At 63.0% G+C, this 22,215-nt stretch carries 20 protein-coding genes and 1 pseudogene; 7 read left to right on the forward strand and 14 right to left on the reverse strand.

The genetic code is table 11. The features are described 5' to 3' along the window. Positions 1–60: 60 nt before the first annotated feature. Positions 61–2,112, forward strand: coding sequence for an ATP-binding protein (locus tag NHH73_14705; GenBank protein USX29463.1), 2,052 nt, complete (start codon positions 61–63; stop codon positions 2,110–2,112). On the opposite strand, the gene NHH73_14710 is transcribed toward NHH73_14705, so the two are convergent. From NHH73_14710 to NHH73_14725, 4 genes are all read right to left on the reverse strand, one after another. After that, positions 2,077–3,018 (reverse strand): alpha/beta hydrolase, encoded by a 942-nt coding sequence (locus NHH73_14710; protein ID USX29464.1) that lies wholly within the window; start codon positions 3,016–3,018, stop codon positions 2,077–2,079. The genes NHH73_14705 and NHH73_14710 overlap by 36 nt on opposite strands. A gap of 34 nt (positions 3,019–3,052) precedes the next feature. After that, positions 3,053–4,420 (reverse strand): glycoside hydrolase family 27 protein, encoded by a 1,368-nt coding sequence (locus NHH73_14715; GenBank protein USX29465.1) that lies wholly within the window; start codon positions 4,418–4,420, stop codon positions 3,053–3,055. A 202-nt stretch (positions 4,421–4,622) separates the two neighbouring features. Continuing rightward, on the reverse strand, positions 4,623–5,969 hold the full coding sequence (locus NHH73_14720; protein ID USX29466.1) for a chloride channel protein: 1,347 nt from the start codon (positions 5,967–5,969) through the stop codon (positions 4,623–4,625). A 97-nt stretch (positions 5,970–6,066) separates the two neighbouring features. Then, positions 6,067–7,584 carry a BCCT family transporter gene (locus NHH73_14725; GenBank protein ID USX29467.1) on the reverse strand — a complete coding sequence of 506 codons (1,518 nt, stop codon included), beginning with the start codon at positions 7,582–7,584 and terminating at the stop codon, positions 6,067–6,069. Positions 7,585–7,764: 180 nt separating this feature from the next. Here NHH73_14725 and nhaA point away from each other — a divergent pair, with 180 nt between their 5' ends. Further along, positions 7,765–8,940: a Na+/H+ antiporter NhaA gene (nhaA, locus tag NHH73_14730; GenBank protein USX29468.1), complete on the forward strand. Its 1,176-nt coding sequence runs from the start codon at positions 7,765–7,767 to the stop codon at positions 8,938–8,940. A gap of 7 nt (positions 8,941–8,947) precedes the next feature. On the opposite strand, the gene NHH73_14735 is transcribed toward nhaA, so the two are convergent. From NHH73_14735 to NHH73_14745, 3 genes are read right to left on the reverse strand one after another with little or no spacing between them, the layout of a single operon-like run. Continuing rightward, positions 8,948–9,220, reverse strand: a complete 273-nt coding sequence (locus NHH73_14735) for a pentapeptide MXKDX repeat protein (GenBank protein USX29469.1) — start codon at positions 9,218–9,220, stop codon at positions 8,948–8,950. Positions 9,221–9,279: 59 nt separating this feature from the next. Next, complete coding sequence (locus NHH73_14740; protein ID USX29630.1) at positions 9,280–10,062, reverse strand: molybdopterin-dependent oxidoreductase; 783 nt, start codon at positions 10,060–10,062, stop codon at positions 9,280–9,282. Positions 10,063–10,083: 21 nt separating this feature from the next. After that, the gene (locus tag NHH73_14745; protein ID USX29470.1) at positions 10,084–10,701 is read right to left on the reverse strand and encodes a cytochrome b/b6 domain-containing protein; all 618 of its coding nucleotides are present in this window, start codon (positions 10,699–10,701) and stop codon (positions 10,084–10,086) included. Positions 10,702–10,852: 151 nt separating this feature from the next. Here NHH73_14745 and NHH73_14750 point away from each other — a divergent pair, with 151 nt between their 5' ends. Together NHH73_14750 and NHH73_14755 are read left to right on the forward strand one after the other, a co-directional pair. Beyond that, positions 10,853–11,404: a sigma-70 family RNA polymerase sigma factor gene (locus NHH73_14750; GenBank protein USX29471.1), complete on the forward strand. Its 552-nt coding sequence runs from the start codon at positions 10,853–10,855 to the stop codon at positions 11,402–11,404. Further along, a complete protein-coding gene (locus NHH73_14755) occupies positions 11,401–12,042 on the forward strand; it encodes a DUF1109 domain-containing protein (GenBank protein ID USX29472.1) in 642 nt (213 codons plus the stop codon). The genes NHH73_14750 and NHH73_14755 overlap by 4 nt, the downstream gene beginning before the upstream one ends. Before the next feature lie 28 nt (positions 12,043–12,070). Here the strand turns inward: NHH73_14755 and hmgA are convergent, their stop codons facing one another. Next, a complete protein-coding gene (hmgA, locus tag NHH73_14760; GenBank protein USX29473.1) occupies positions 12,071–13,384 on the reverse strand; it encodes a homogentisate 1,2-dioxygenase in 1,314 nt (437 codons plus the stop codon). Between the two features lie 106 nt (positions 13,385–13,490). On the opposite strand from hmgA, the gene NHH73_14765 reads away from it, so the two are divergent. Then, positions 13,491–14,399, forward strand: a complete 909-nt coding sequence (locus NHH73_14765; protein ID USX29474.1) for a LysR family transcriptional regulator — start codon at positions 13,491–13,493, stop codon at positions 14,397–14,399. Between the two features lie 37 nt (positions 14,400–14,436). On the opposite strand, the gene NHH73_14770 is transcribed toward NHH73_14765, so the two are convergent. The 6 genes from NHH73_14770 to NHH73_14795 all read right to left on the reverse strand — a co-directional run bounded on the left by NHH73_14770 (position 14,437) and on the right by NHH73_14795 (position 19,798). Beyond that, on the reverse strand, positions 14,437–15,741 hold the full coding sequence (locus NHH73_14770) for a pentapeptide repeat-containing protein (GenBank protein USX29475.1): 1,305 nt from the start codon (positions 15,739–15,741) through the stop codon (positions 14,437–14,439). Positions 15,742–15,773: 32 nt separating this feature from the next. Beyond that, positions 15,774–16,655, reverse strand: coding sequence for a hypothetical protein (locus NHH73_14775; protein ID USX29476.1), 882 nt, complete (start codon positions 16,653–16,655; stop codon positions 15,774–15,776). A 451-nt stretch (positions 16,656–17,106) separates the two neighbouring features. Then, the gene (locus NHH73_14780; GenBank protein ID USX29477.1) at positions 17,107–18,273 is read right to left on the reverse strand and encodes a hypothetical protein; all 1,167 of its coding nucleotides are present in this window, start codon (positions 18,271–18,273) and stop codon (positions 17,107–17,109) included. Continuing rightward, positions 18,270–18,671 carry a hypothetical protein gene (locus NHH73_14785; GenBank protein ID USX29478.1) on the reverse strand — a complete coding sequence of 134 codons (402 nt, stop codon included), beginning with the start codon at positions 18,669–18,671 and terminating at the stop codon, positions 18,270–18,272. The genes NHH73_14780 and NHH73_14785 overlap by 4 nt, the downstream gene beginning before the upstream one ends. Further along, positions 18,620–19,396, reverse strand: coding sequence for a peptidoglycan-binding protein (locus NHH73_14790; protein ID USX29479.1), 777 nt, complete (start codon positions 19,394–19,396; stop codon positions 18,620–18,622). The genes NHH73_14785 and NHH73_14790 overlap by 52 nt, the downstream gene beginning before the upstream one ends. Positions 19,397–19,510: 114 nt before the next feature. Further along, on the reverse strand, positions 19,511–19,798 hold the full coding sequence (locus tag NHH73_14795; GenBank protein USX29480.1) for a hypothetical protein: 288 nt from the start codon (positions 19,796–19,798) through the stop codon (positions 19,511–19,513). Between NHH73_14795 and NHH73_14800 the strand changes: the two are divergent. Next, positions 19,797–21,248, forward strand: a pseudogene (locus NHH73_14800) (glycoside hydrolase family 43 protein). The gene NHH73_14795 and the pseudogene NHH73_14800 sit on opposite strands and share 2 nt — an antisense overlap. Positions 21,249–21,644: 396 nt before the next feature. Beyond that, complete coding sequence (locus NHH73_14805; protein USX29631.1) at positions 21,645–22,136, forward strand: LamG domain-containing protein; 492 nt, start codon at positions 21,645–21,647, stop codon at positions 22,134–22,136. Positions 22,137–22,215: the final 79 nt, after the last annotated feature.

Raw genomic sequence — 22,215 nt, forward strand, 5'->3', positions numbered from 1 at the left:
GACTCACATTCCATGTCCTCCGCTCCCACGCCACCTGTGCCCCTCACTCCACCGCATCCCGTGCCTGATGTCAGGTTCCAGGCGCTGTTCGAACAGGCGCCCGTCAGCATCCAGATCTTGTCGCCGGACGGCCGCACGATTCGGGTGAACAAGGCGTGGGAGAACTTGTGGCAGATTTACGAGGGCTCGCCACTGAAGGCGTTCGTCTTCAGCGCCGAGTACAACGTGCTGCGCGATCCGCAATTGGTCAAGACCGGCATCTCGCTGCTGCTCCAGCGAGCATTTGACGGCGAATCGGTCGAAATCCCATCGGCCCTCTACGACGTCACCGCGCTCGGCGGTAGCGGACCGGCGCGCTGGGTGACGGCGCGGGCGCATCCGATCAAGGACGGCGCGGGCAAGGTGCTGGAAGTGATGCTGATACATGAGGACATCACCGAACGGGTGCACAACGAAACCGCGCTGCGCATCCGCGAAGAGCGCTTCCGGTCGCTGGTGATGGCGACGTCCCAGATCGTCTGGTCCAACACGCCGGACGGCCGCGTGCTGGAAGACTCGCCGTCCTGGCGCGCGTTCACCGGCCAGACTTACGACGAATGGAAGGAGTTCGGCTGGCTCGACGCCTTGCATCCGGACGACCGCGCGCCGACCGAGACGCTGTGGCTGGCCTGCGTGGCGTCGCGGTCCGTGTTCGAGACCAAATACCGCATCCGTTGCCCGGACGGCGCCTACCGCTGGACCGCCGTCAAGGGCGTGCCGATCGTCACCGCCGACGGCACGATCCGCGAATGGATCGGTGCCAACACGGACATCCATGACATGGTCATGGCCGAAATCGAACTGGCCCAGCGCCTGGAGTACGAAAAGCGCACCAGCGCGCTGCTGGCGAAGGTGGCGCAAGCGGCGCGTACCTTGCACACGGTGTTGTCGAGCGACGAAATTGCCAAGGCGCTGGTGGCCGAGGCGCGCGGCATCCTGCAGGCGCACCAGGCGGTGGTCTCTCTGACCGAGAATGGCAGCTGGTCGCAGGCGATCAACGCGGTGTCCTTGTCCGAAAAGTATGCCCACTTCGGCGACTACGCGGTCAAGACCGACGGTTCCGGCATTTACGCCCAGGTGTGCCGCGACAACCGCGTCATGCGCCTGACGCAGCAGGAACTGGAGGCGCACCCGGCCTGGAAGGGCTTTGGAAGCCAGGCCCATGCGCATCCGCCGATGCGCGGCTGGCTGGCCGTACCGCTGATCGACCGCAAGGGTAACAACATCGGGCTGATCCAGGTCTCGGACAAGTTCGAGGGCGATTTCACCCAGGAGGACGAGGCCATTCTCGTGCAGCTCGCCTCGATCGCCGCCACCGGCTTCGAGAACGCGCGCCTCTATGGTTCGCTGCGCGAGCAGGACCGCCGCAAGGATGAATTCCTGGCGATGCTGGCGCACGAGTTGCGCAATCCGCTGGCGCCTATCATGTCGGCCGCCCAGCTGCTGCAGTTCAAGGCGGGCGACGAGCAGCAGGTGCGCCGGTCGAGCGACATCATCAGCCGCCAGGCGCGTCACATGACGTCGCTGGTGGACGACCTGCTCGACGTCTCGCGCGTCACCCACGGCCTGATCCAGCTCGATAAGGCGGTGCTCGATCCGATGGCGATCGTGGCCGGCGCCGTCGAGCAGTCACAGCCGCTTGTCGCCGCGAAAAAGCATGAACTGGTCGTCGAGGGCGATGCAGGCGGCGCGGTCATCGTTGGCGATCAGGTCCGCTTGACGCAGGTCCTGGTCAACCTGTTGAACAACGCGGCGAAATACACACCGGCCGGCGGCCGGATCGGCCTAACGGTGTCGTCGCGAGATTCCGAGGTGTCGATCAGCGTGCGCGACAACGGCATCGGCATCGACGCGCGCCTTCTGCCGCAGGTATTCGACCTGTTCACGCAGGCCGAGCGCTCGCCAGACCGCGCGCAAAGCGGTTTGGGCATCGGCCTGGCGCTGGCGCGCGAGATCGTCGTGCTGCACGGCGGGCAGGTGACGGCGGAGAGCGACGGGCAGGGGACCGGCAGCCGGTTTACCGTCACATTGCGCGCATCATCTGGCGGGCGCGACGATCCCCAGCTCGCGTAGAAAATCACGCATCGCCAAGTAGGCTTGCTGGTCCTGCGCGGGGGTGAAGCCGCCGTGGCCGCCGCCCTTGATCGTCAGCAGCCGGTTCTTCTGGCCGGCCTTGTCCATTGCCTGCCGCAGGCGCAGCGCGTGCGCGTAAGGCACAAGCGGATCGGCGTCGCCGTGGATGGTCAGCACTGCGGGACCGTCCTTGCGCACATAGCTCAGCGGGGAGAGGCTGCGCGCCAGCTCCTTGCGGCCCTCCGTGGCGCCGAACCACGCCACCGCATACGAGCGCACGTTCGGCCCTTCCAGCATGTCAGCCACGTCGGTGATGCCGAACCAGTTGATCACCGCCGCCACTTTCGGCGCCGGGTTGACGTACGGCCCGCTCCACGAGCCGTGCAGCGCGCACTGGTTGGTGAGCGGCGAATCGGAGGGGATCATCGCCGTCGCCAGCGCCAGATGTCCGCCAGCCGAGCCGCCCGTCGCCACCACCTTGGACAGGTCGAAGTTGTACTCCTTGGCGTTGCGGCCGACCCATTGCAGCGCGCACAACGTGTCTTCCACGGCGGCAGGCGCCAGCGCGGTTTTGCCAAGCCGGTATTCGACATTGACCACCGCGAAGCCCATCTGCATATAAGGCAGTAGCTTCAGCAAGCTCCCTTCACGCGAGCCCGCCACCCAGCCGCCGCCGTGGAAGTTGATCACCACCGGGACGGCCGATGTGGCCGGCGAAGGCTGATAAACGTCGAGCTTGAGGTCGCGTCCGCTGGCGGTCAGGTAGGTCACGTTCGCCTTCACGTTGTAGCCGTTGCCGATCTGGACGGCGCCAGCGAAGCCGTCGTCGGCGGCGCTCTGCGCCAAGGTTGGCGCCGGCGGCAGCAGGCACAGGGTGGAGCACAGCAGTATTAGCGGAAGTCTCATCGTTCGGTCTCATCCTGGTTGAATTGGCAAACGCTCAGACTATCACGCGCAGCAGGGCGGAGCCGTGCGGAACCAGTTTCTGGCGGATGACGCCGCGCGCGGGTGGCAGATCCTGACGCGTCCACAGGTCGCGCAGCTTGACCGTCTTGTCGCCCAGGTTCAGGCGCGACAGGTCGAATTCGATGTCCACCGGTGTGTCCTCGGTGTTGAACAACGCCAGGTAGTGGGCCGCTTGGGCGCCGTCGGCCCGCGCGCTCCAGATGCGCGTGCCCGGATCGGCGCGGTGCGGCCGGTTGTGGTGGCTCTTTTGATTGACCGCGATCACTTCCGGATTGGTCAGCAGGGCCAGCGTGTTCGTGTCCAGGCGCCGCAGGTCGCCGCCCATGATCAGCGGCGAGCGGGCGATGGACCATAACGTCATCAGCGTCTGCTGCTCGTCCGGGGTGAACTTGGTGTCGCGCTCGCCCATCGCCAGGCGCCCGAGCGGCAGCATGTCGGCGTCCGGCCAGGCGTTTTCCGCCATCGTCGGGTTCCAGTTTTCCAGGCGCTGGAACTGCTCCTTGAGTAATTTCCACTCGTCCCAGAAATCGTCCGAGATGCGCCACAGCTGCGCGTAATGCGGCACGTGCCCGGCCCATTTGAGATCGGTTTCGCCGGGCGACAGGCTCAGCGTTATCGCCCGGCCCGACTCCTGGATGGCCTTGTGCGCCGCCTCGACCTCGCGCCAGTTCTTTTCATACGGACGCGACATGTCGTCCATCTTGACGAAGTCGACGCCCCACGAAGCGTACAGCTTGAAGATCGAGTTGTAGTACTCCTGCGCGCCGGGCTTGGTCATGTCGACGCCGTACATGTCGCCGTTCCATGTACAGATGGAATTGGTGTCGGCGATATCGCGCGCGCACAAGTTGGTGCCCAGGATCGGGGTGTTCATCCTTACCGCCTGGCGTGGAATGCCGCGCATGACGTGAATGCCGAATTTCATGCCCATGCGATGGATTTGATCGGCAAGCGCTTTGAACCCCTTCTCATTGGCGGCCGAGGGAAAGCGGTTCGGCGCCGGATGCAGTCGGCCATGCGCATCCATGGTCAGTTCGGCGTCCTTGCGATAGTCGTAGCCGGTGGCGTTCGGCTCGTACCACTGGATGTCCACGGTAAAGATGTCGTAGCCCGACGGGAGCAACTTCTGCGCCATGATGCGCGCGTTTTCCAGCGCCTGGGCCTCGGTGATGGTGGTGGCGAACGAATTCCAGCTATTCCAGCCCATCGGCGGCGTCGGCGCCAGCGACGTCCGGCCGGCGGGTTGGTCGCTGGCGGCAAGCGCCGCGCCGGGCAGGGCTGTGGCCGCTGCGGCGGTGGCGAGGGAGGCGGTCAGAAGGTGGCGGCGCGGTAAGTTGATCATGGAATCCTGAGCGGGACGAGTCGGGGGGATATTTCGGTGCGGAATAGCATTGCACAACTCGCAATTCTTATCAATTGTGAATTTCGCCAAAACGGCAACCAAAATGCGTCAGCCTGCGTGCCGACAAGCCGCTGGCGCACAAGCTGCGCCTGCCTGCTAGGGAGAAGGCGTTTGCCGTTCAACGTCTCGATCAGTCGATACGTCAGCCCTTGTCCGGGGCGGCGTACACACGCCGGGGCGGCAACTGGATCGTCGCCAGAGCCGTGTAAAGGGGCGGGCTCAGCACGCGCGAGACGGTGCTGGCGATGACCGCGCACGCCATCAGGCTGAGCACCATGCCGTGGCCGTCCACCATTTCCATGACGATGATGAACGCGGTCAGTGGCGCCTGGGTCGCGGCGGCCAGGAAGCCGACCATGCCCAGCGCGATGACGGCCGGGGCGTTCGGATAACCGGTCAGCGCGGCGACGTCGTGCCCGAGCGCCGCACCGATCGACAACGACGGCGCGAAGATGCCGGCCGGTACACCCGACCAGGCCGTCAACCAGGTCGCGGTGAACTTGAACAGCGCGAACCCGGTCGGGACGTGGCCGTTATTGTCGAGTAAGGCGCGCGTGGCTTCGTTGCCGCTGCCATACGTGGCGCCGCCGGTGACGACGCCGATCAGCGCCACCGCCAGTCCGCAGCCGATGGCGAAGCGGATCGGAAAGCGCTGCCGCCAGCGGCTGGGCCGGTCGGGCGAGGTGCCGCGCAGCGACGCGAGCAGCAGGCGGGCGAACAGACCGCCAGCCAGCCCGGCGACCAGGGTCACCAGCAGTCCCGGCCCCAGCAGGGGCAGGCCGATCGGCCCCGGGTGGATAACGCCGAAATGCGTGCCGTTGCCATACACCGAGACGGCGATCAGGCCTGCCAGCACGATGCCAGAGACGATCAGACCGCTATTGCGTTGTTCGGGCGTGCGCGACAGTTCTTCGATGGCGAACATGACCCCGGCCAGCGGCGTGTTGAACGCCGCCGCGATGCCGGCCGCGCCGCCGGCCACCAGCAGGGAATGGGCGCTCACGCCGCTGCCGCGCGGCAACCAGCGTCGCGCGGCGAGCATCACGCCGGCCGCGATTTGCACCGACGGTCCCTCGCGTCCCAGCGACAGGCCGCCCAGCAGGCCGGCCGACGTCAGTCCGATCTTGGCGACGCTCAGACGCAGCGAGACAAGCAGCGGCCGCCTGCCGCCGGACACTTCCGGGTCGAGCGCGGCCATCACTTGCGGAATGCCGGAGCCGCCCGCGCCGCGCGCATAGCGCCGGGTGAGCCAGACGATGACGCCGCAGCAAAGCGGTGTCCACAGCAGCGGCAGCCACCACGCGGCGTTGGCCAGTTGGAGGAACATGCCCAGCGCGCGCTCGGCCAGCCAGGTGAAGCCCACCACCACCAGACCGGCGACGGCGGCCGCGCCCACCACCACGGTGCGCACCATCCACACTTGTGGCGAAGCGAACTCGCGCCGGAAGGCGCTGCGCATGTCGTGGGGAGACTTGTCGGGCGGATGCATGGGTGGGCTCGGAAGACGGAAACCTATTATATATGCGGGGGAAGGGCAGCCGTGCCCGGCAGGATGTATGCACCGGACACCGGCCTTGTCCCGGCCCCTATTTGGATAACAACTCGCGCACCCGCTTGCGCATCTCACGCTCGCGTTTGTTCTCCGCGTCCCAGTCTTCGCGCAGCGCGCGCCACAGCGCCACGACCATCAGCACGATCACGACAGCGAACGGCAGCGCGAACAGGATGGTGGCCGTCTGCACCGCCTCCAGTCCGCCGGCCAGCAGCAGGCTGACGGCGATGCCGGCCACCAGCACGCCCCACAGCACCTTGACCTTGTTAGGCGGGTTGGGATTGCCATTGGTGCTCATCATGCCTAGCACGAGCACGGCGGAGTCGCCCGATGTAATGAAAAACACCAACACCAGCATGGTCGCGACCACCGACATGATCAGGCCGAATGGCATGGCCGCGAACATGGCGAACAGCGCTGTCGCGACGTCCGCCTTGACTGCTGCCGACAGCGGCACATGTTGCCAGATTTCCATGTGCAGCGCGGTGCCGCCGAACACCGAGAACCAGACGAACGCCGCCAGTGAAGGTGCGACGACGGTGCCCACGATAAACTCCCGGATCGTGCGGCCGCGCGAGACGCGGGCGATGAACAGGCCGACGAAAGGCGACCAGGAGATCCACCAGGCCCAGTAGAAAATCGTCCAGTTGCCCACCCATTCGCTGTCGCGGAACGGCGTTGACCTCAGGCTCATGCGCACGATATCGGTCAGGTAGCTGCCAAGGGTGTTGCTGAAGGTGTCGATGATGGCCACCGTGGGTCCCAGCACGAACACGGTGGCGGCCAGCAGCACGGCCACGACGATATTAAAGTTCGACAGATATTTGATGCCTTTTTCGACGCCCGTCACGGCCGACGTCATGAACACGGCGGCCGTTACCACGATGATGACGATCTGCCAGGTCTTGCTGACGTCGAGGCCGAAGACGGCGTGCATGCCGGTATTGATCTGCAGCGCGCCCACCCCCAGCGATGCGGCCACGCCGAAGGCCGTCGCGACAATCGCGAGGCCGTTGAAAACGCCCGACAGCGACCGCACCCAGCGCCACGGCAGGCTGCCGGTTACGGTGCTGATCATGGGAAGGCCGCCGCGCCGGTACTGGAAGAAGGCGATCGCCAGCGCGACGATGCTGTAGACCGCCCACGGGTGTATGCCCCAGTGGAAGAAGACGTAGCGCATCGCCGCGTTGGCCGCCTCCGGCGTGCCGGCGGTGATGCCCGGTGGCGGTGTGACGTAATGGGAAACCGGTTCGGCCACGCCCCAGAACACCAGGCCGATGCCCATGCCGGCGGCGAATAGCATGGCGAACCAGCTGCCGACGCTGAATTCCGGCTCATCGTCCTCGTTGCCCAGTTTAAGATTGCCGTAGCGGCTGAAGGCGACGTAGGCGGCGAAAAATACGAGGCCGAGGACGACCCACAAATACAGCCAGCCGAAGTTTTTGGTCAGTAGCGACAGCGCGGCGCCGAACACGGTGGCCATCGTCGCGGGAGAGAAAATTCCCCACAAAACGACGAGCATGATTAAACATGCGGGGAATAAAATTTGCATTGGAACTCCTTAACTCATGGCAAATTATGCCGTAGCAAATTTGCTATCATTTTCAGGCGTGCGTCGGTACCGTGCGCCGCAAGTCGTTACCTTCTGTTATCATCCTAATTGGGTGTCCACACATGTCGTGTGGCAGGGAATGCGTCAGGTCGGGCCGCCGCGCGGTTTTTACGCGTCCTTATGAATATCATTCCAACGCCTCTCTCCAACACCTTCAACCGTTTCGTCGAATCGGAAAAAGCCGGCGGTATCCTGCTGATCGGGTGCACCATCATCTCCCTGTGCCTGGCCAACTCGCCGTTGGCCGAGCGCTATCTGCATTTTTGGCATGCCAAGGTCGCCGGCCTGTCCGTGGAATTGTGGATCAATGACGCCTTGATGGCGATCTTCTTCCTGTTGATCGGCCTTGAGCTCGAGCGGGAGATCCACAATGGCGAGCTGTCGAGCATACGCAGTGCGCTGTTGCCGATGGTGGCGGCGGCCGGCGGCATCGCCGTGCCGGCGCTGATCCACTTCCTGTTCAATGGCGGTACGCCTAGCCAGGCCGGCATGGGCATTCCCATGGCCACCGACATCGCCTTCGCGCTGGCAGTGCTGATGCTGCTCGGCAGCGCCGTGCCCACCTCGTTGAAAGTGTTCCTGACGGCGCTGGCGGTGATGGACGATCTTGGCGCGATCATCGTCATCGCCGTTTTCTACACCTCGACCCTGGCGCCGCTCTACCTGCTGGGAGCGCTGCTGGTGTTCGCCGGCCTGCTGTGCATGAACCGCGTGTTGCGCGTGGTTGCGCTCGCGCCGTACCTGGTCGGCGGCGTGCTCATGTGGTTTTTGATGTTCAAATCCGGTGTGCACGCCACCATCGCCGGCGTGCTGCTGGCGTTCGCCATTCCCTATTCGGCCAAGGGAGAGGACGTCGCCTCGCCGTCGCACCGCTTGGAGCATGCGCTGCACATGCCGGTGGCGTTTGTCATCCTGCCCATCTTCGCGTTGGCAAATACGGGGATTGTCATCGGCTCCGGGTGGATGGGCGAGCTGCTGTCGTCCAACAGCATCGGCATTCTTGCCGGCCTGGTATTGGGGAAGCCGTTGGGCATCACGCTCGCGTGCATGGGGGCGGTGGCGCTGGGCGTTTGCGCCTTGCCCGCCGATTTGAAATGGCGTCACGTCATCGGCGCCGGCCTGCTCGGGGGAATTGGATTTACGATGTCGATATTCATCACCAATCTTGCGTTCAGCAACGATGCGGCGCTGATCAACGCGTCCAAAATGGCGATTTTGTTGGCCTCGCTGGTGGCCGGCATCGCGGGTTTTGTCTGGTTGAAGATGTTCGGCAAGCCCGTTGCCGAACATCCGTGACCGACGCTTACTTCTTCATCGCGTCTTTCGCCATGTCATCCTTTTTCATGTCGTCCTTCTTCATCTCGTCCTTGGCCATGCCGTCTTTCTTCATGCCGTCCTTGGCCATTTTGTCCTGATGCATGGGCTTTTTCATGGCGTCCTTCTTCATGCCATCCTTCGCCATGCCGTCCTTGGCCATGGCGTCCTTGGACATGTCGTCTTTCTTCATCGCATCCTGGGCGTAGGCGGCGCCGGACATCATCAGGCAGGCGATCAGGGTGGAGGTCATTTTGTTCATGGTGGTTCCTTTTAGTTTAACAACGGTTTTAACAACGAGATTAACAACGTGGATACCGGTCAGCTGCCGCCGAACCAGTTATACCCCTGGTCTTCCCAATAGCCGCCAGGGTGGGTATTCGTGATAAAAATGGCTTGTACATGCTTGGGATTCTTGTAACCGAGCTTGGTCGGCATGCGCAGCTTCATCGGGAAGCCGTAGCGCGGCGGCAGCGGCTGGTCGTTGAAGCTGAGCGCCATCAGCGTTTGCGGATGCAGGGCGGTCGGCATGTCGATGCTGGTGTGGTAGTCGTCGCCGCATTTGAAGCCGACATATTTCGCGCTTAAATCGGCGCCGATGTGGCGCAGGAAGTGGGAGAAGGGCACGCCGCCCCATTTGCCGATCGCGCTCCAGCCCTCGACGCAGATGTGGCGCGTGATGTGCGATTGCTGCGGCAGCGCGCGCAAGGCGGCCAGCGTCCACGGTTTGCGGTCGGCGACCATGCCGCTCAGCTCCAGGCGCCAATCGTCGCCGTCGATGTCGCGGATCTCCTCCTCGCCGTAATAGGCGTTGAAGGGAAACGGTTGCGTGATCATCGATGCCGGATAGGTCGGCGCCAGCCGGGCGGGATCGAACAGCATCCCCTGCACCCGGTCATTGAAACGGGAAACCTGGTTCAGCGCCGCCTCGATGCTTTCCTCGCCGCCGAGGGAGCAACCGGTCAGCAGGGTCAATCCGCCCAGGGTGACGCTGCGCTGCAGGAAGGCGCGGCGCGACGGCTCCGGCACACGGGCGATGGCGTCGGCCAGCATCGCGGCGCCTTCGGTCGGCAATACGATCTCGCGTTTTTTGAAGAGTTTTATCATGGTGTGTCCAGTCGGCGATCAGCGGCCGCGTAACATGGCAAGCAGTGTGCGCGGCACCAGGGCCACCATCACCACATGAATAACGATGAAGGCCGACAGGCCCGCCATCGCGAAAAAGTGCACCAGGCGCGCGCCTTCGTAGCCGCCCATCAGTGCGCGCAGCAGCGGAAACTGCACCGACTTCCACAGCACCAGCCCGGACAGCACGATGACGACGCTGGCGACCATCACAAACAGATACGCCAGCCGCTGCACGCTGTTGTAATGGCGCGGATCGGCGTGCGTCAGCTTGCCGCGCAAGGCCCGGCCCACGTCATGCAGCAGCTGGCGTGGCGCGACCGGGAAAAACTGTCGCCGCAACCTGCCCGAGGCGACATTGATCAGCAAATACAGGACGCCGTTGGCGACCAGCAGCCACATGGCGGCGAAGTGCCACTGCAAGGCGCCGCCGAGCCAGCCGCCCAGGGTCAGGCCCGGCGGTATGGCGAAATCGAAAAACCGCGTGGCGTTGTAGATGCGCCAGCCGCTTGTCAGCAGTATCACGACGGCGACGGCGTTGAGCCAATGTGTCAGCCGCAGCCATATTGGGTGGATAATCGCTGTTGCCCGGTGCGCTGGCATAACTGTGGGTTTCATGATGAGCGTTCTCGATGTCGGTAACAGTGAGTTCGCGGCGGCCGGCGGATTGGTTACAGGCCGGATCAAAATATTCGCAAAAAAATTTATTTGCAGGACGATGTAACCAAAGGCCGCGATGCGACGAATAGAAGAGGTGGACCACCTTCGCATGACCGAATTACGCCTCCATGCCCTGTTTTTACAGGGCAGGGATGGTGACGCCCTGGCTTATCGCCGCTTTCTGACGGCGACGGCGACGCATTTGCGCGCCTTCCTGCGCCGGCGCCTGAGCCGCTGGCCGGACGAAGTGGAGGATCTGGTGCAGGAGGCGCTGCTGGCGATCCACAACCAGCGCCTCAGCTATGACACGGCAGTGCCGCTGACGGCGTGGGTCTACACCATCGCCAAGTACAAGCTGATCGACTGGCTGCGGCGGCACGCGCGGCGCGACAGCCTGCACGATTCGCTCGACGACGTCGACGAGGGCGAGAGCGCGCTGTTCTCCAGCGCGGAGGAGGCGGCGGGCGAAGCGCGGCGCGACCTCGCGAAGCTACTTGGCCTGCTGCCGGACAAGCAGCGCGACGCCATCGTCCACACCAAGCTCGACGGCTTGTCGACCCGCGAGGCCGCCGCGGTGCTGAAGATGTCGGAGGCGGCGGTCAAGGTATCCGTGCATCGTGGAATGAAGACGTTGGCCACTATCCTGAGAGGTTCGCCATGAAGACAGACGATTTGATCACCATGTTGTCCAGCGGCCCGGATGTGGCGCTGGCCGCGCGGCCGCTACGCGCCACGGCGCTGCCGCTGCTCGGCGGGCTGCTCGCCAGCGCCGCGCTGATGCTGGCGATACTGGGCCTGCGCCCGGATCTGGACCTGGAGATGACCTGGCCGAAATTCTGGCTGAAGCTGGTGTTTTCGCTGGCGCTCGCGGGCGCGGGCGCGCTGGCGGTCAAGCGCCTGGCCGCGCCGGGCGCCAGCACGCGCGCGCTGCCGTTGTTTATCGCCGCCCCGGTGCTGGCGCTGTGGACGGCGGCGGCCGCTTCGCTATGGCTGGCGGCGCCCGAAGCGCGTTCGGAGCTGTTCTGGGGCAGCACGTGGCGCTATTGCCCGCTGCTCATCGCGGTGTTGTCGCTGCCGCTGCTGGCGGCAGCGCTGCATATCCTGCGCGGGCGGGCGCCCACCCGCCTGCGCCTGGCGGGCGCCGCCGCAGGTTTCGCGGCCGGCGGCGCGGCGGCGGTCGTGTATTGCCTGCACTGCCCGGAAATGAGTCCGGTATTCGTTGGTTTCTGGTATCTGCTGGGGATGCTGATTCCGACCGCCTTGGGAGCGGCGCTCGGCCCGCGCGCGCTGGCCTGGTAGGGCTGTCGGATCGCGGGGGCGTTGAGGGTCACCCCTGGCGGTCGTCGGAGTAATACTTTTTGAAGCCCTGCCAGCATTGGTAATAGTCCGGCTGCAATTGCGGCGACGCCAGCGCGTGGGCGGTGGGGCGGATCACGTCGCGCGTCTCGAACATGAAGGCCATCGTGTTGTCGACCTTGTGCGGCAACTTGGTGTCGGCAGCGCTGGCCTTGTCGAACGTGGGCGCGTCCGGGCCGTGGCCGCTCATGCAGTTGTGCAGGCTGGCGCCGCCTGGCCGGAAGCCTTCCGACTTGGCGTCGTACTGGCCCTCGATCAAGCCCATGAACTCGCTGGCGACGTTGCGGTGGAACCAGGGCGGACGGAACGTGTCCTCGGCCGCCAGCCAGCGCGGCGGGAAGATCACGAAGTCGAGCGTGTCGACCCCGGGCGTGTCGGACGGCGCCTGCAGCACCAGGAAAATCGACGGGTCCGGATGGTCGTAGCTGATCGAGCCGATCGCGTTGAAATGGCGCAGGTCGTATTTGTAGGGCGCGTAGTTGCCGTGCCAGGCCACCACGTCCAGCGGCGAATGGCCGATGCGTGCGCTCCACAGGTTGCCGGCGAACTTGGCCACCAGCTCGAAGTCGCCCTCGCGGTCTTCGAAAGCGGCGCGCGGGGTGAGGAAATCGCGCGGATTGGCCAGGCCGTTGGAACCGATCGGCCCCATGTCCGGCAGGCGCAGCAAGGCGCCGAAGTTTTCGCAGATATAGCCGCGCGCCTCGCCGTCGGGCAGCGCCACCTGGAAGCGCACGCCGCGCGGGACCACGGCGATCTCCTGCGGTTCGATCTCGATCAGTCCCAGTTCGGTGGCGATGCGCAGGCGGCCCTGTTGGGGCACGATCAGCAGCTCGCCGTCCGCGCTGTAGAAGTAGCGGTCTTCCATGTCGCGGTTAGCGGCGTACAGATGGATCGCGCAACCCGATTGCGACTCGACCGAACCGTTGCCCGCCATGGTGACCCAGCCGTCGAGGAAATCGGTGGGCGTTGGCGGCATCGGCAGCGGGTCCCAGCGCAGCTGGTTGGGCGGCGCGGCGACCTGGTCGAAGCGGCTGACGATGCGGCCGTTGCCCACTTGGCGGAACGGTTGGTGCATGGCCGCCGGGCGGATGCGGTACAGCCAGCTGCGCCGGTTGTGGGCGCGGGGCGCCGTGAACGCGGTGCCGGAAAGTTGTTCGGCGTACAAGCCGTACGGGGCGCGCTGTGGTGAATTCCGGTGCGGCGGCAGGGCGCCGGGGCGCGCCTCGGTGGCGAATTCGTTGCCGAAGCCGGTTTGATAGCCGGTGGGAGGATGTCGAACGTTCATGCTGGATCCTTTTGCAGATGGTATCGGCACAATGTAGTGCAGCCGCGCCGATTTTGCGATATAAATAGATAAATGAAGACTATTTACAATGTAAATAAAGGATCGCATGGACCTGCGCGAACTCGACCTGAATCTGTTGTTGGTGTTCCATGAAGTGTTCCGCGAGCGGCAGATTTCCGCCGCCGCCAAGCGCATGCGGCTGACGCAGTCGGCCGTCAGCAACGCGCTGGCGCGGCTGCGCCGCAGCGTCGGCGACGAACTGTTCGTGCGCACCAGCGACGGCATGCAGCCCACCCCGTACGCCGAGCGCATGGCCGGGCCGGTGGCCGAGGCGCTGTCGCATGTCGAGCGCGCGCTGCGGCCGGAGGCCGCGTTCGATCCCGCCGTCAGCCGGCGCCGCTTCACCCTGGCCATGACGGATGTCGGCGAAACCTATTTCATGCCCCGGCTGATCGACGCCTGCGCTGGTGTGGCGCCGGGGGTGGCGCTGGACACGGTGCGCGCCGGAACCACCGACCTGCGCGCGGCGCTCGAGGCGGGAAGGGTGGACCTGGCGATCGGCGCCTTCGACGACGCGCCGGAGGTCTTGGTCCAGCGCCGCCTGTTCCGCCAGCACTTCGTCAGCCTGTACCGGCGCGGCCATGCGCTGGGCGAGGGGGAGCACACGCTGTCGCGGCTGGCGGCGATGCGGCACTTGCGGGTCAGTTCGATGGAAAGTCCGTACGACGGCATCAACCTGGCGCTGGAGCAGGCCGGCATTGCCGTCGACGGCGGTTTCAGCGTGCCGCATTTTGCCGCCGTGCCATACATCCTGGCCGGCACCGATCTGGTGGCCACCGTGCCGCTCAAGCTGGCCGAGCGCGCGGCCGGGCCGTTCGGCCTGGCCTACAGCGACTCGCCGTTGCCGTTGCCGGTGCTGCAAACAAATATGTTCTGGCACCGCCGTTACCACCAGGACGAGGGCGGCCGCTGGTTGCGGGCGCTGGTGGCCGCGCTGTTCGCCGAGCCGGGGTGACGCCACAGGGAATGTCTACTCTGGATTGCGCATGGCGTTAAACCTTGGTGGCAATTGACCGCGTTGATGGAGGTTTGCATCGTCCCTGGGCATCAAGCGTGAAGCTGTTTCCTTCGGCTGTCCACGTTTTGCAGCAATCCAAGGGCACGACATAGCCGTTGGGCAGCAGTCCTGCGGGCAGCTTGGTTGTTGCGGTGTCGATGCAGGTTTCGGTCACTTGCTTCTTGGTCAAACCGCGGACACTGGATAGGTTTGCGCTTGCTAGGTTCGCTCCTGATAAATCGGCGTTCATCAATTGAGTCCGCTCCAGCGTCACCCCTTCAAGATTTGCGGATATCAGGCGGGCATTGGACAGATCAGTTTCCGTCCAGTTGGTCCCTGCGAGGAAGGTGGCGTTCAATTCGGCGCCTTGCAAGTTTGCCCCGGTAAAATCGACGCCGCTCAGATTGGCGCGATTAAAGGTGGCGCGTGGTAAAAAGGAATGTGCCAAACTGGCTGGTTTTGATAGGTCCGGGCCGGGCAATCCGCCAAGTTGAATCTCATTAAATCGCGCGCCGGGCGCATATATGCGTTCGAATGTGGCGTTGTAGGCTGACAGCGGCCGAATATCAAAACGCAATGCGTGCAGGTTGACCAGAATTAGGCCTCGCTCGGGGCTATACCTCTTTGCGGTGAGAATGGGCAGCTGAAGTTCGATGTGCCCCTTGCGGCCTGGTTCCATCGCAGATGAACCGAAAGCGGCATCAAAAACCGAACGAATGCGCTGCACGGTGGCGAACATAAGACCATCGCCGTTCGGTATGAGTAGCGCGTTGCCGTCGATCGACGTGTCGACCCAGCGATACGGCTGGAATGTCTGAGTCAGCACAGCGATGCGGATGGACAGGTTGTCGAAGCCGCTGTCGGACGCCGGCACCTGGCCGGGAATAGCGTCGCGACGCTGTGCGTTTATTTTGAACTGCCGGACCTCTTCGATTATCGGTGGGATGAGCTGTGCAAATTGGGAGTTTCGTTGTGCTTCAGCGATTTCGCTGGCGACCACCGATAGGTGGTTCTGGAGATCGAGCTTGCGATTTTGGTCAGCCAGCATGAAGCTCGCATGCAGCGCCAGTAGGCCGCCCAGGCTGATACCAAGCACCACCATGGCCCTACCCAGTAGCATGTACCGTATCAAAGCCGCTCCTGCTTCGAGCCTACGCGCGGTCGTCCAACCTTGGCGTTGCGTCGCGGCCCAATATGCGTTGCGCACCACTTGAATCAAACGATGTTCGATGCCGGTCACATCATGTCGCATCGCTTCAATATCTGCGCGCATCTCTGCCAACGCGGTTTCGGTATCCAAGTTACCTCCTCATTGATGGGCGATGCAGGGTCTTAGACTCTCGGGCCGGGCGGCATACTTGGCAACGCTGCAGCACTTGGTTGAGCGCGCGGCGGCGTCGCGCTTTGTTCAATGAATTTCTTGCCGACCGCCTGCGCGACGCCGCTCAGGCCCAAGAACTGCAACCAGCTAGGATCGAAGGTGGGATAGCCCAGCGTTTGCACGACGTATACGATACCAACCGTCAGCAGCAGCGTGTTGACCAAGATGGCTTGGTAGCGGTGAATTTGCGGCGTGTCATCCCAACTCGTTGTTATGTCGAACAGGAACCCGTGTGAGAATTGTTCCGAACTTGTGGCATTGTGGGAATCCGCCATCACCGATGCGGTAGCGGTGGCGGTACTGATCGCGACCAAGGCCAGCGTGGATGACTCCAGTTCGGGAAAACTGCCGTATATCGTCCAAAGAAACAACGCAGCGGTTGTGGCGAACACCATCCACATTCCCACCTGCACGCGGGATAAGCTATACGGCTTTCGTCGTTGCTGGCGATGCTCTTGGATGGCACTCTTGCCGGTGCGAAAGGTGTCCGTGCAACGAAGTGACCAACCGAAGAAAACCAGGACCGCGGTTCCCAGAAGGAACGCGCCGGCGACAGCTGCGAACGTGCTCACCCGGATCGCATTACCGGGTTGCCCTCCCGAACTGCCCACATCCGGTTGAATGAAGTACGGTTCGCCACGAGACCCCACTGCCGCGTGAAGTTCCATCAGACCTGTCAGTCCCACCTGCTGGTAAACGGCTGCCCACAGAGGTTTGCTATCCTTTGCCGGTGCGACGCGAAAGGTTAGCGCGATCCGGCCATCGACGCGTTTGCTTGCCACCAGCTTTGCGTCATTTCCGAGGGGGTAGCCGTTGATGATCAGTTCAGGCAAGACTAGGACTGGTATTACTGCCGCGCGTGCAATGTCTGCGGATTTGGGCGATAAAGCGCTCTTCGCCCATTTCTCGTATTCGGCCGCGTCTAGCGTCACTTCCACATCGCCGCCCCCTGACAGCAGGGTGCCGGTAGCAGTTGCTGGAGTTTGCGCGCGCTCGGCCCCGATAGGACATTGTGGTGCAGTGTTATCACCTCCCCGCGAGGCGACGCATTGCCATATTGACGACAGAGAGGGGAATGTACGGTTGTCCGATACCGCGACCCTATAAATCACATTCGCCGGCCTCGCTTCAGGCACAGCTTTTGGGGCCGCAGGCAACGGCTGGCACCAAGTGGCGAGATGAGGCATGCAGGCCAGCAAGACAATCGCGCACCGCCGTTTTAGAAGTCTCATTTTTCTCTCTCAAATGGAATGACCGGGATTTCGGCGGGCGAGCAGCCGATAGTCACTTTCCGGGCAGATTAAGAAACGCTGCGCCGATGCGCAGGTTGGTGGTCAGCGCCGTACGATCCTTCCCATCCGAGAAACCGCGTTCCCGTACACTGCCCAGTTGCAGCCACATGTCGTCACCCAGTGCCAATTTGAATTCACCCCCGACGGCGGTGTGTCGGATCTTCTCCGTCATGTCCCCCTCAAGCTTGACTCGACGTCGGCCCAATTCGAAGTATCCGTGCCACTTGCTTCGTCCCGTGCGCAACCGCAGAATCGCCTCGGTGGAGTTTTGCTGCAGAAGCGTGTCCGGCGTACTTTCCCGGACGTAGCGGTCGTTGAGACGACGGGACAGATGGCCTTGTATCAGAGTGCGATAGCCGTCTCCGGATTCCCCGCCTTCTCCTTCCCGAACTATTCCCTGCGAGTAGGTCAACCACAAGACCTTGTTGTCGGATTCCCGTTGCGTGACCTTCCCGGTACGGGAATACCAGGATCTGCCGATGCCAGCGTAAAGGGCCGGCCTCGCCCAGAGGGCCAATGCCGTATCCTTGGCCGGATCGCACAGGTTGATGGCCGCATCGGCGGGAACGACGGTTGCCGTCGGTCCAGCCGGGATGGATTCCATTGGCGTATTTCGCAGACATCTGGAGACCTGATCGGCGAACAAGCCCGGGTCGCCGCTGTCAATCAAGCCGACCCTGAGTCCGAACGCCACTTTGGAGGCGCCGGTGCTGTCCGCTTCGGTGGTGCCGAGTGATACGGTGGTGCGTGCCAGCACCCTGGTCGGCCAGTTTTTCCATTGGAAGTCGCTGTGGTCGCCAGGTTCGCCGCCGTAGTTGGTGCCGCCGGTAATCAATTTTCTGAAGAATACCGTCGCCGGCGACATATCGACCGCAATCCCATTGACAAGCTTGCCGTCCGCTCCCAGTGCACGGATCACCGAGCCAACGAAGTCCCGGGTCATGCCCGGGCGCTGAATTTTTTCAGGGCTTAAGCCCAGTGCTGCGAAAGCCGGGCTGGCTGGCACCGCCAGATCGGCCTGCGTCAGCGCCGCGATTTTTTCAAAAGCGTTGCTTGTATTCGAAACGGCTTTGCTGGGCTGGTCCGATGTGTCGGCGTCGCCGCCCGCCTGGCAAAGTAGAGGTGTCGTGAGGCAAAAAGCCACTAGTCTCTTGATCATGCGGCCGCCCCCGCCGGCATCGGCGCGGTAAGTGGTGCGATGATCGAAATGCCATCGTACACAATGTCATCTGCCCAGCTGCCGTCCGCAATCGAGGCGGAAAACTGGCTTGTCGCTAAGACGTTGCCGTTCGCTTCGCGGACCTTCGCGGTGACGCTATAGTCGCCGAGATTGTTGGCGCTGCGCACCGCTTGCACCCCCCATTTGATGTAAGCGGCGTCGCTGTTGAGAACCGGAGGCGTCTTTGACATGAATCGAGGATTGAAACTTGATGCGTGCATCGACAGAAAAGTCAGCCATAGAAATCTCCTTCGTCGGTTAGCTGCCGAACGGGCGGCGGGGTTTTTTATTGCAAAACGATGAAGTCCTTTTTCACCGCAGATCGGGTCAGGTCGCATACCTCGAATCCATCCCGGCTACCCTCGTTGTTGGAGTTGCCTTCGATGGTATCGAATGAATGGTGGGTGCCGCCGAAACCGAAGCCCGTGTGGGTCCAATCGCCGGCGGTGCGGCGGGCGAGAAATATGTATGCTTTACCCAGATGGTTCCAGTTGGAATTTCCGCTCGACAGATCCCTCTCGGTAACGAACAGTTTGGCCGCTTGGGCCTGCGCCGCAAGAGTGTCGCACGATAAGCTGCCCTTGATCGGCATTGGCAGGCCGAGCTCTACGCAGGCCTGGCGAAGAACGGAGGTCACAAATCCAGCGCACCACGCCCAATCGGCGCCATCGTGTCCCCCCGTGTAGATCCTGACCCATGGTCCGCAATTGTTTCCCCCCAGCTCGACTGGACGTATATTGAGATGCTGTTGCGCAATCGTGCGGACGCGTTCGCCTAGCGTATCGCCGCTACCGTCCTTAAAGGCTTCATGAATTGGTGCCGTGAGACGCTGCCAAGTCGCCTGATCGACTTCCCCGGTCTGGCTCAATTGCTTTTGCTTTTGAAACTTGCGCACAGCTGCGGCAGTGGCGGAACCGTAGGCGCCGTCGATGCCGGTTCTGCAGCTATGGAAAGCCAACCATTCCTGTACCCGCTGGACGGCCATGCCTCTGGCTCCCTCGGCGAGCGGATTTTTTAAGCTGAGTTCTGCGTTGACGGCTGCGGAATAGTCACTCGATTTCATCGTATAACTCCAGCAAGGCGATCTTTTTAGGGAGGGTTTTTCGTCTTCCACTTTGCGCCAGAACAACAGTGCGACATATTTATGTGGAATATGCTAAGGATATCTCAAGTAAATTTAACTGAGATAAGTTCCAATGCAAAAAATATAACTGTTGTAATTATGAAAATACCTTCCTTGCACTTCGCAATCTCTGATAAATTGACATGCCGACGGGCCTTTGCCCAATCTGCGACGTGAAGCGGCGCCGAGAGCTCCATGCGGCATCGCGATGCTGGTTTGGCTATCAAAGCCGCGTAAAAGGTCATTAGACACATTGTTTTCCCCGCGATATCGTGCATGGCCGCCAGTGGAGTTCCAACCGCTGGCGGCTAAAACGATAAAAATATCAACGGAGACAGACATGACCAAATCCTTCTCGCTGTGGGGAGCCGCCGCTGTAGTGGCCTCATCCATGCTTTCCCTCAACGTCGCCGCGCAGGCGCCCACCGCGCCGGTGACCTTCCTGAACGCCTCGGTCCACGATCCTTCCGTGATCAAAACGGACGGCACTTATTACGTCTTCGGCTCCCATCTGGCGTCAGCCAAGAGCAAGGATTTGATGCGCTGGACCCCGATCACCGATTCCGTCAGCGCCACCAACAAGTTATTCCTGAACGGTGCCAACAACGTCTACACGGAACTGGCGGAGACCTTCAGCTGGGCGCAGACGACCACGCTGTGGGCGCCGGACGTGATCCGCCTCGCCGATGGCAAGTTCTACATGTATTACAACGCCTGCAAGGGCGATTCCCCGCGCTCGGCCATGGGCATCGCGGTTGCCGACAAGATCGAAGGCCCATACGTGAACAAGGGCGTCTTCCTCAAATCCGGCATGTGGGGCCAGGCCAGCTATGACGGCACGGTCTACGACGCGCTCAAGCATCCAAACACCGTCGATCCGAACGTGTTTTTCGATAACGGCGGCCGGCTGTGGATGATTTATGGCTCGTATTCCGGCGGCATCTTCATCATGCGGATGAACCCGGTCAACGGCATGCCGCTGCCGGGGCAAGGGTACGGCAAGCGCTTGATGGGCGGCAATCACAGCCGGATCGAAGGCGCCTACGTGATGTTCAGCCCCGTCACGCAGTATTACTACATGTTCACCTCGTTCGGCGGCCTCGACGCGGCCGGCGGCTACAACATGCGCGTGGCCCGCGCGACGTCCCCCGACGGCCCGTACTACGACGCCCAGGGCGTGGACATGGCCAACGTCAAGGCCGATCCGTCCAAACCCCTGTTCGACGACGCCTCGATCGCGCCGTACGGCGTGAAGATCATGGGTAACTTCCTGTTCGAACGCAAGCTGGGCGAGCCGGGCACGGGCATCGGTACCGGCTATGTCTCGGCCGGCCACAACTCGGCCTATTACGATGCGGCCACCGGCAAGCATTTCCTGATCTTCCATACCCGCTTCCCGGAGCGCGGCGAACAGCATCAGGTGCGCGTGCACCAGATGTTCATGAACGCCGATGGCTGGCCGGTGGTGGCGCCGTACCGTAATTCCAACGAGACGCTGGAGGCGGTCCAGCGCGGATTCGTGTTCGGCGACTATATGTTCGTCAACCACGGCAAGGATATTTCGGCCACCATCAAAAAATCCCGCTTCATCACGCTCAACGCCAACGGCACGATCAGTGGTGCCGTCTCCGGCTCGTGGGCGCTGGTGGGCGCCAACCAGGCCGAGATCAATCTGCCCGGCTCGCCGCCATTCAAGGGCGTGTTCCTCAAACAGTGGGATGAAACCTCGCAAAGCCATGTGATGACGTTTACGGCGACTTCGCGCGACGGCGTCTCCATCATGGGCAGCCGCCTGGCGCCGCGCAGCGACATGCAGGCGGTGAATGCCATCGCCGACCAGCTCACGCTGGGCAACACCAACGCCGTCACCGGCGACATGGCCCTGCCGACCAGTGGCGCGCGCGATGCCGTGATCACGTGGACCTCGTCCAACCCGCAGGTATTGAGCAATACCGGACAGGTCACCAGCCCGGCCAGCGATGTGACCGTCACCTTGACGGCGACTATCATCAAGGGGCAGGCGCGGGTGGTCAAGTCGTTCGTCGTGACGGTCCGCAAGGTGGGCGGCATGATCGCCCACTACACCTTCGATGGCAACCTGGGCGATGCGACCGGCGCGTTCGGCGCCGGCACCGTGATCGGGGCGAAAATCGATGTCGGCGGCGGCAGCCTGGGCTACGAGCCGGGCATGAAGGGCAGCGCCGCCGTGTTCAACGGCGCCAGCGGTGTGCGCCTGCCGAACGGCCTGATCTCCAGCAATACCTACACGGTGGCGATGTGGCTCAAGCCGGCCCAGTTGACCGCGTTCTCCACCACGTTCTTTGGCGCCCGCAACGGCGAGTCCTGGATCAGCCTGCTGCCGAAGGGCCATGACGGCGTCGGCGGCGCGACCATGCTGTGGTCGGGCACCGCGTGGTACGACGCCGGGCTGGGCATGAATATCCCGGCCGGACAGTGGTCGCACGTGGCGTTCAGCGTCAAGAACGGCGCCGTCAACATCTACGTCAACGGCGCCAAGCGCTACAGCGGCGTGAACTTCCCCAACGTGTTCACCACCACCACCGGCGTGTTCGCGCTGGGCGTGAACTGGTGGGATGCGCCGTACAAAGGGTCGATGGACGACCTGCGCATCTACGGCTCGGCGTTGACGGACGGCGAGATTTCCAGCATCGCGCGCTAGGCCTGGGACTTTTTTATGCTGAGCCTGCCCTCCCGGGCGCCGAATGGCCGGCTCAGCAATTATCATAGGCATGGCCGGC

The sequence above is a fragment of the Oxalobacteraceae bacterium OTU3CINTB1 genome, from assembly GCA_024123955.1.
In the GTDB taxonomy this organism is placed as follows: Bacteria; Pseudomonadota; Gammaproteobacteria; order Burkholderiales; family Burkholderiaceae_D; genus Rugamonas.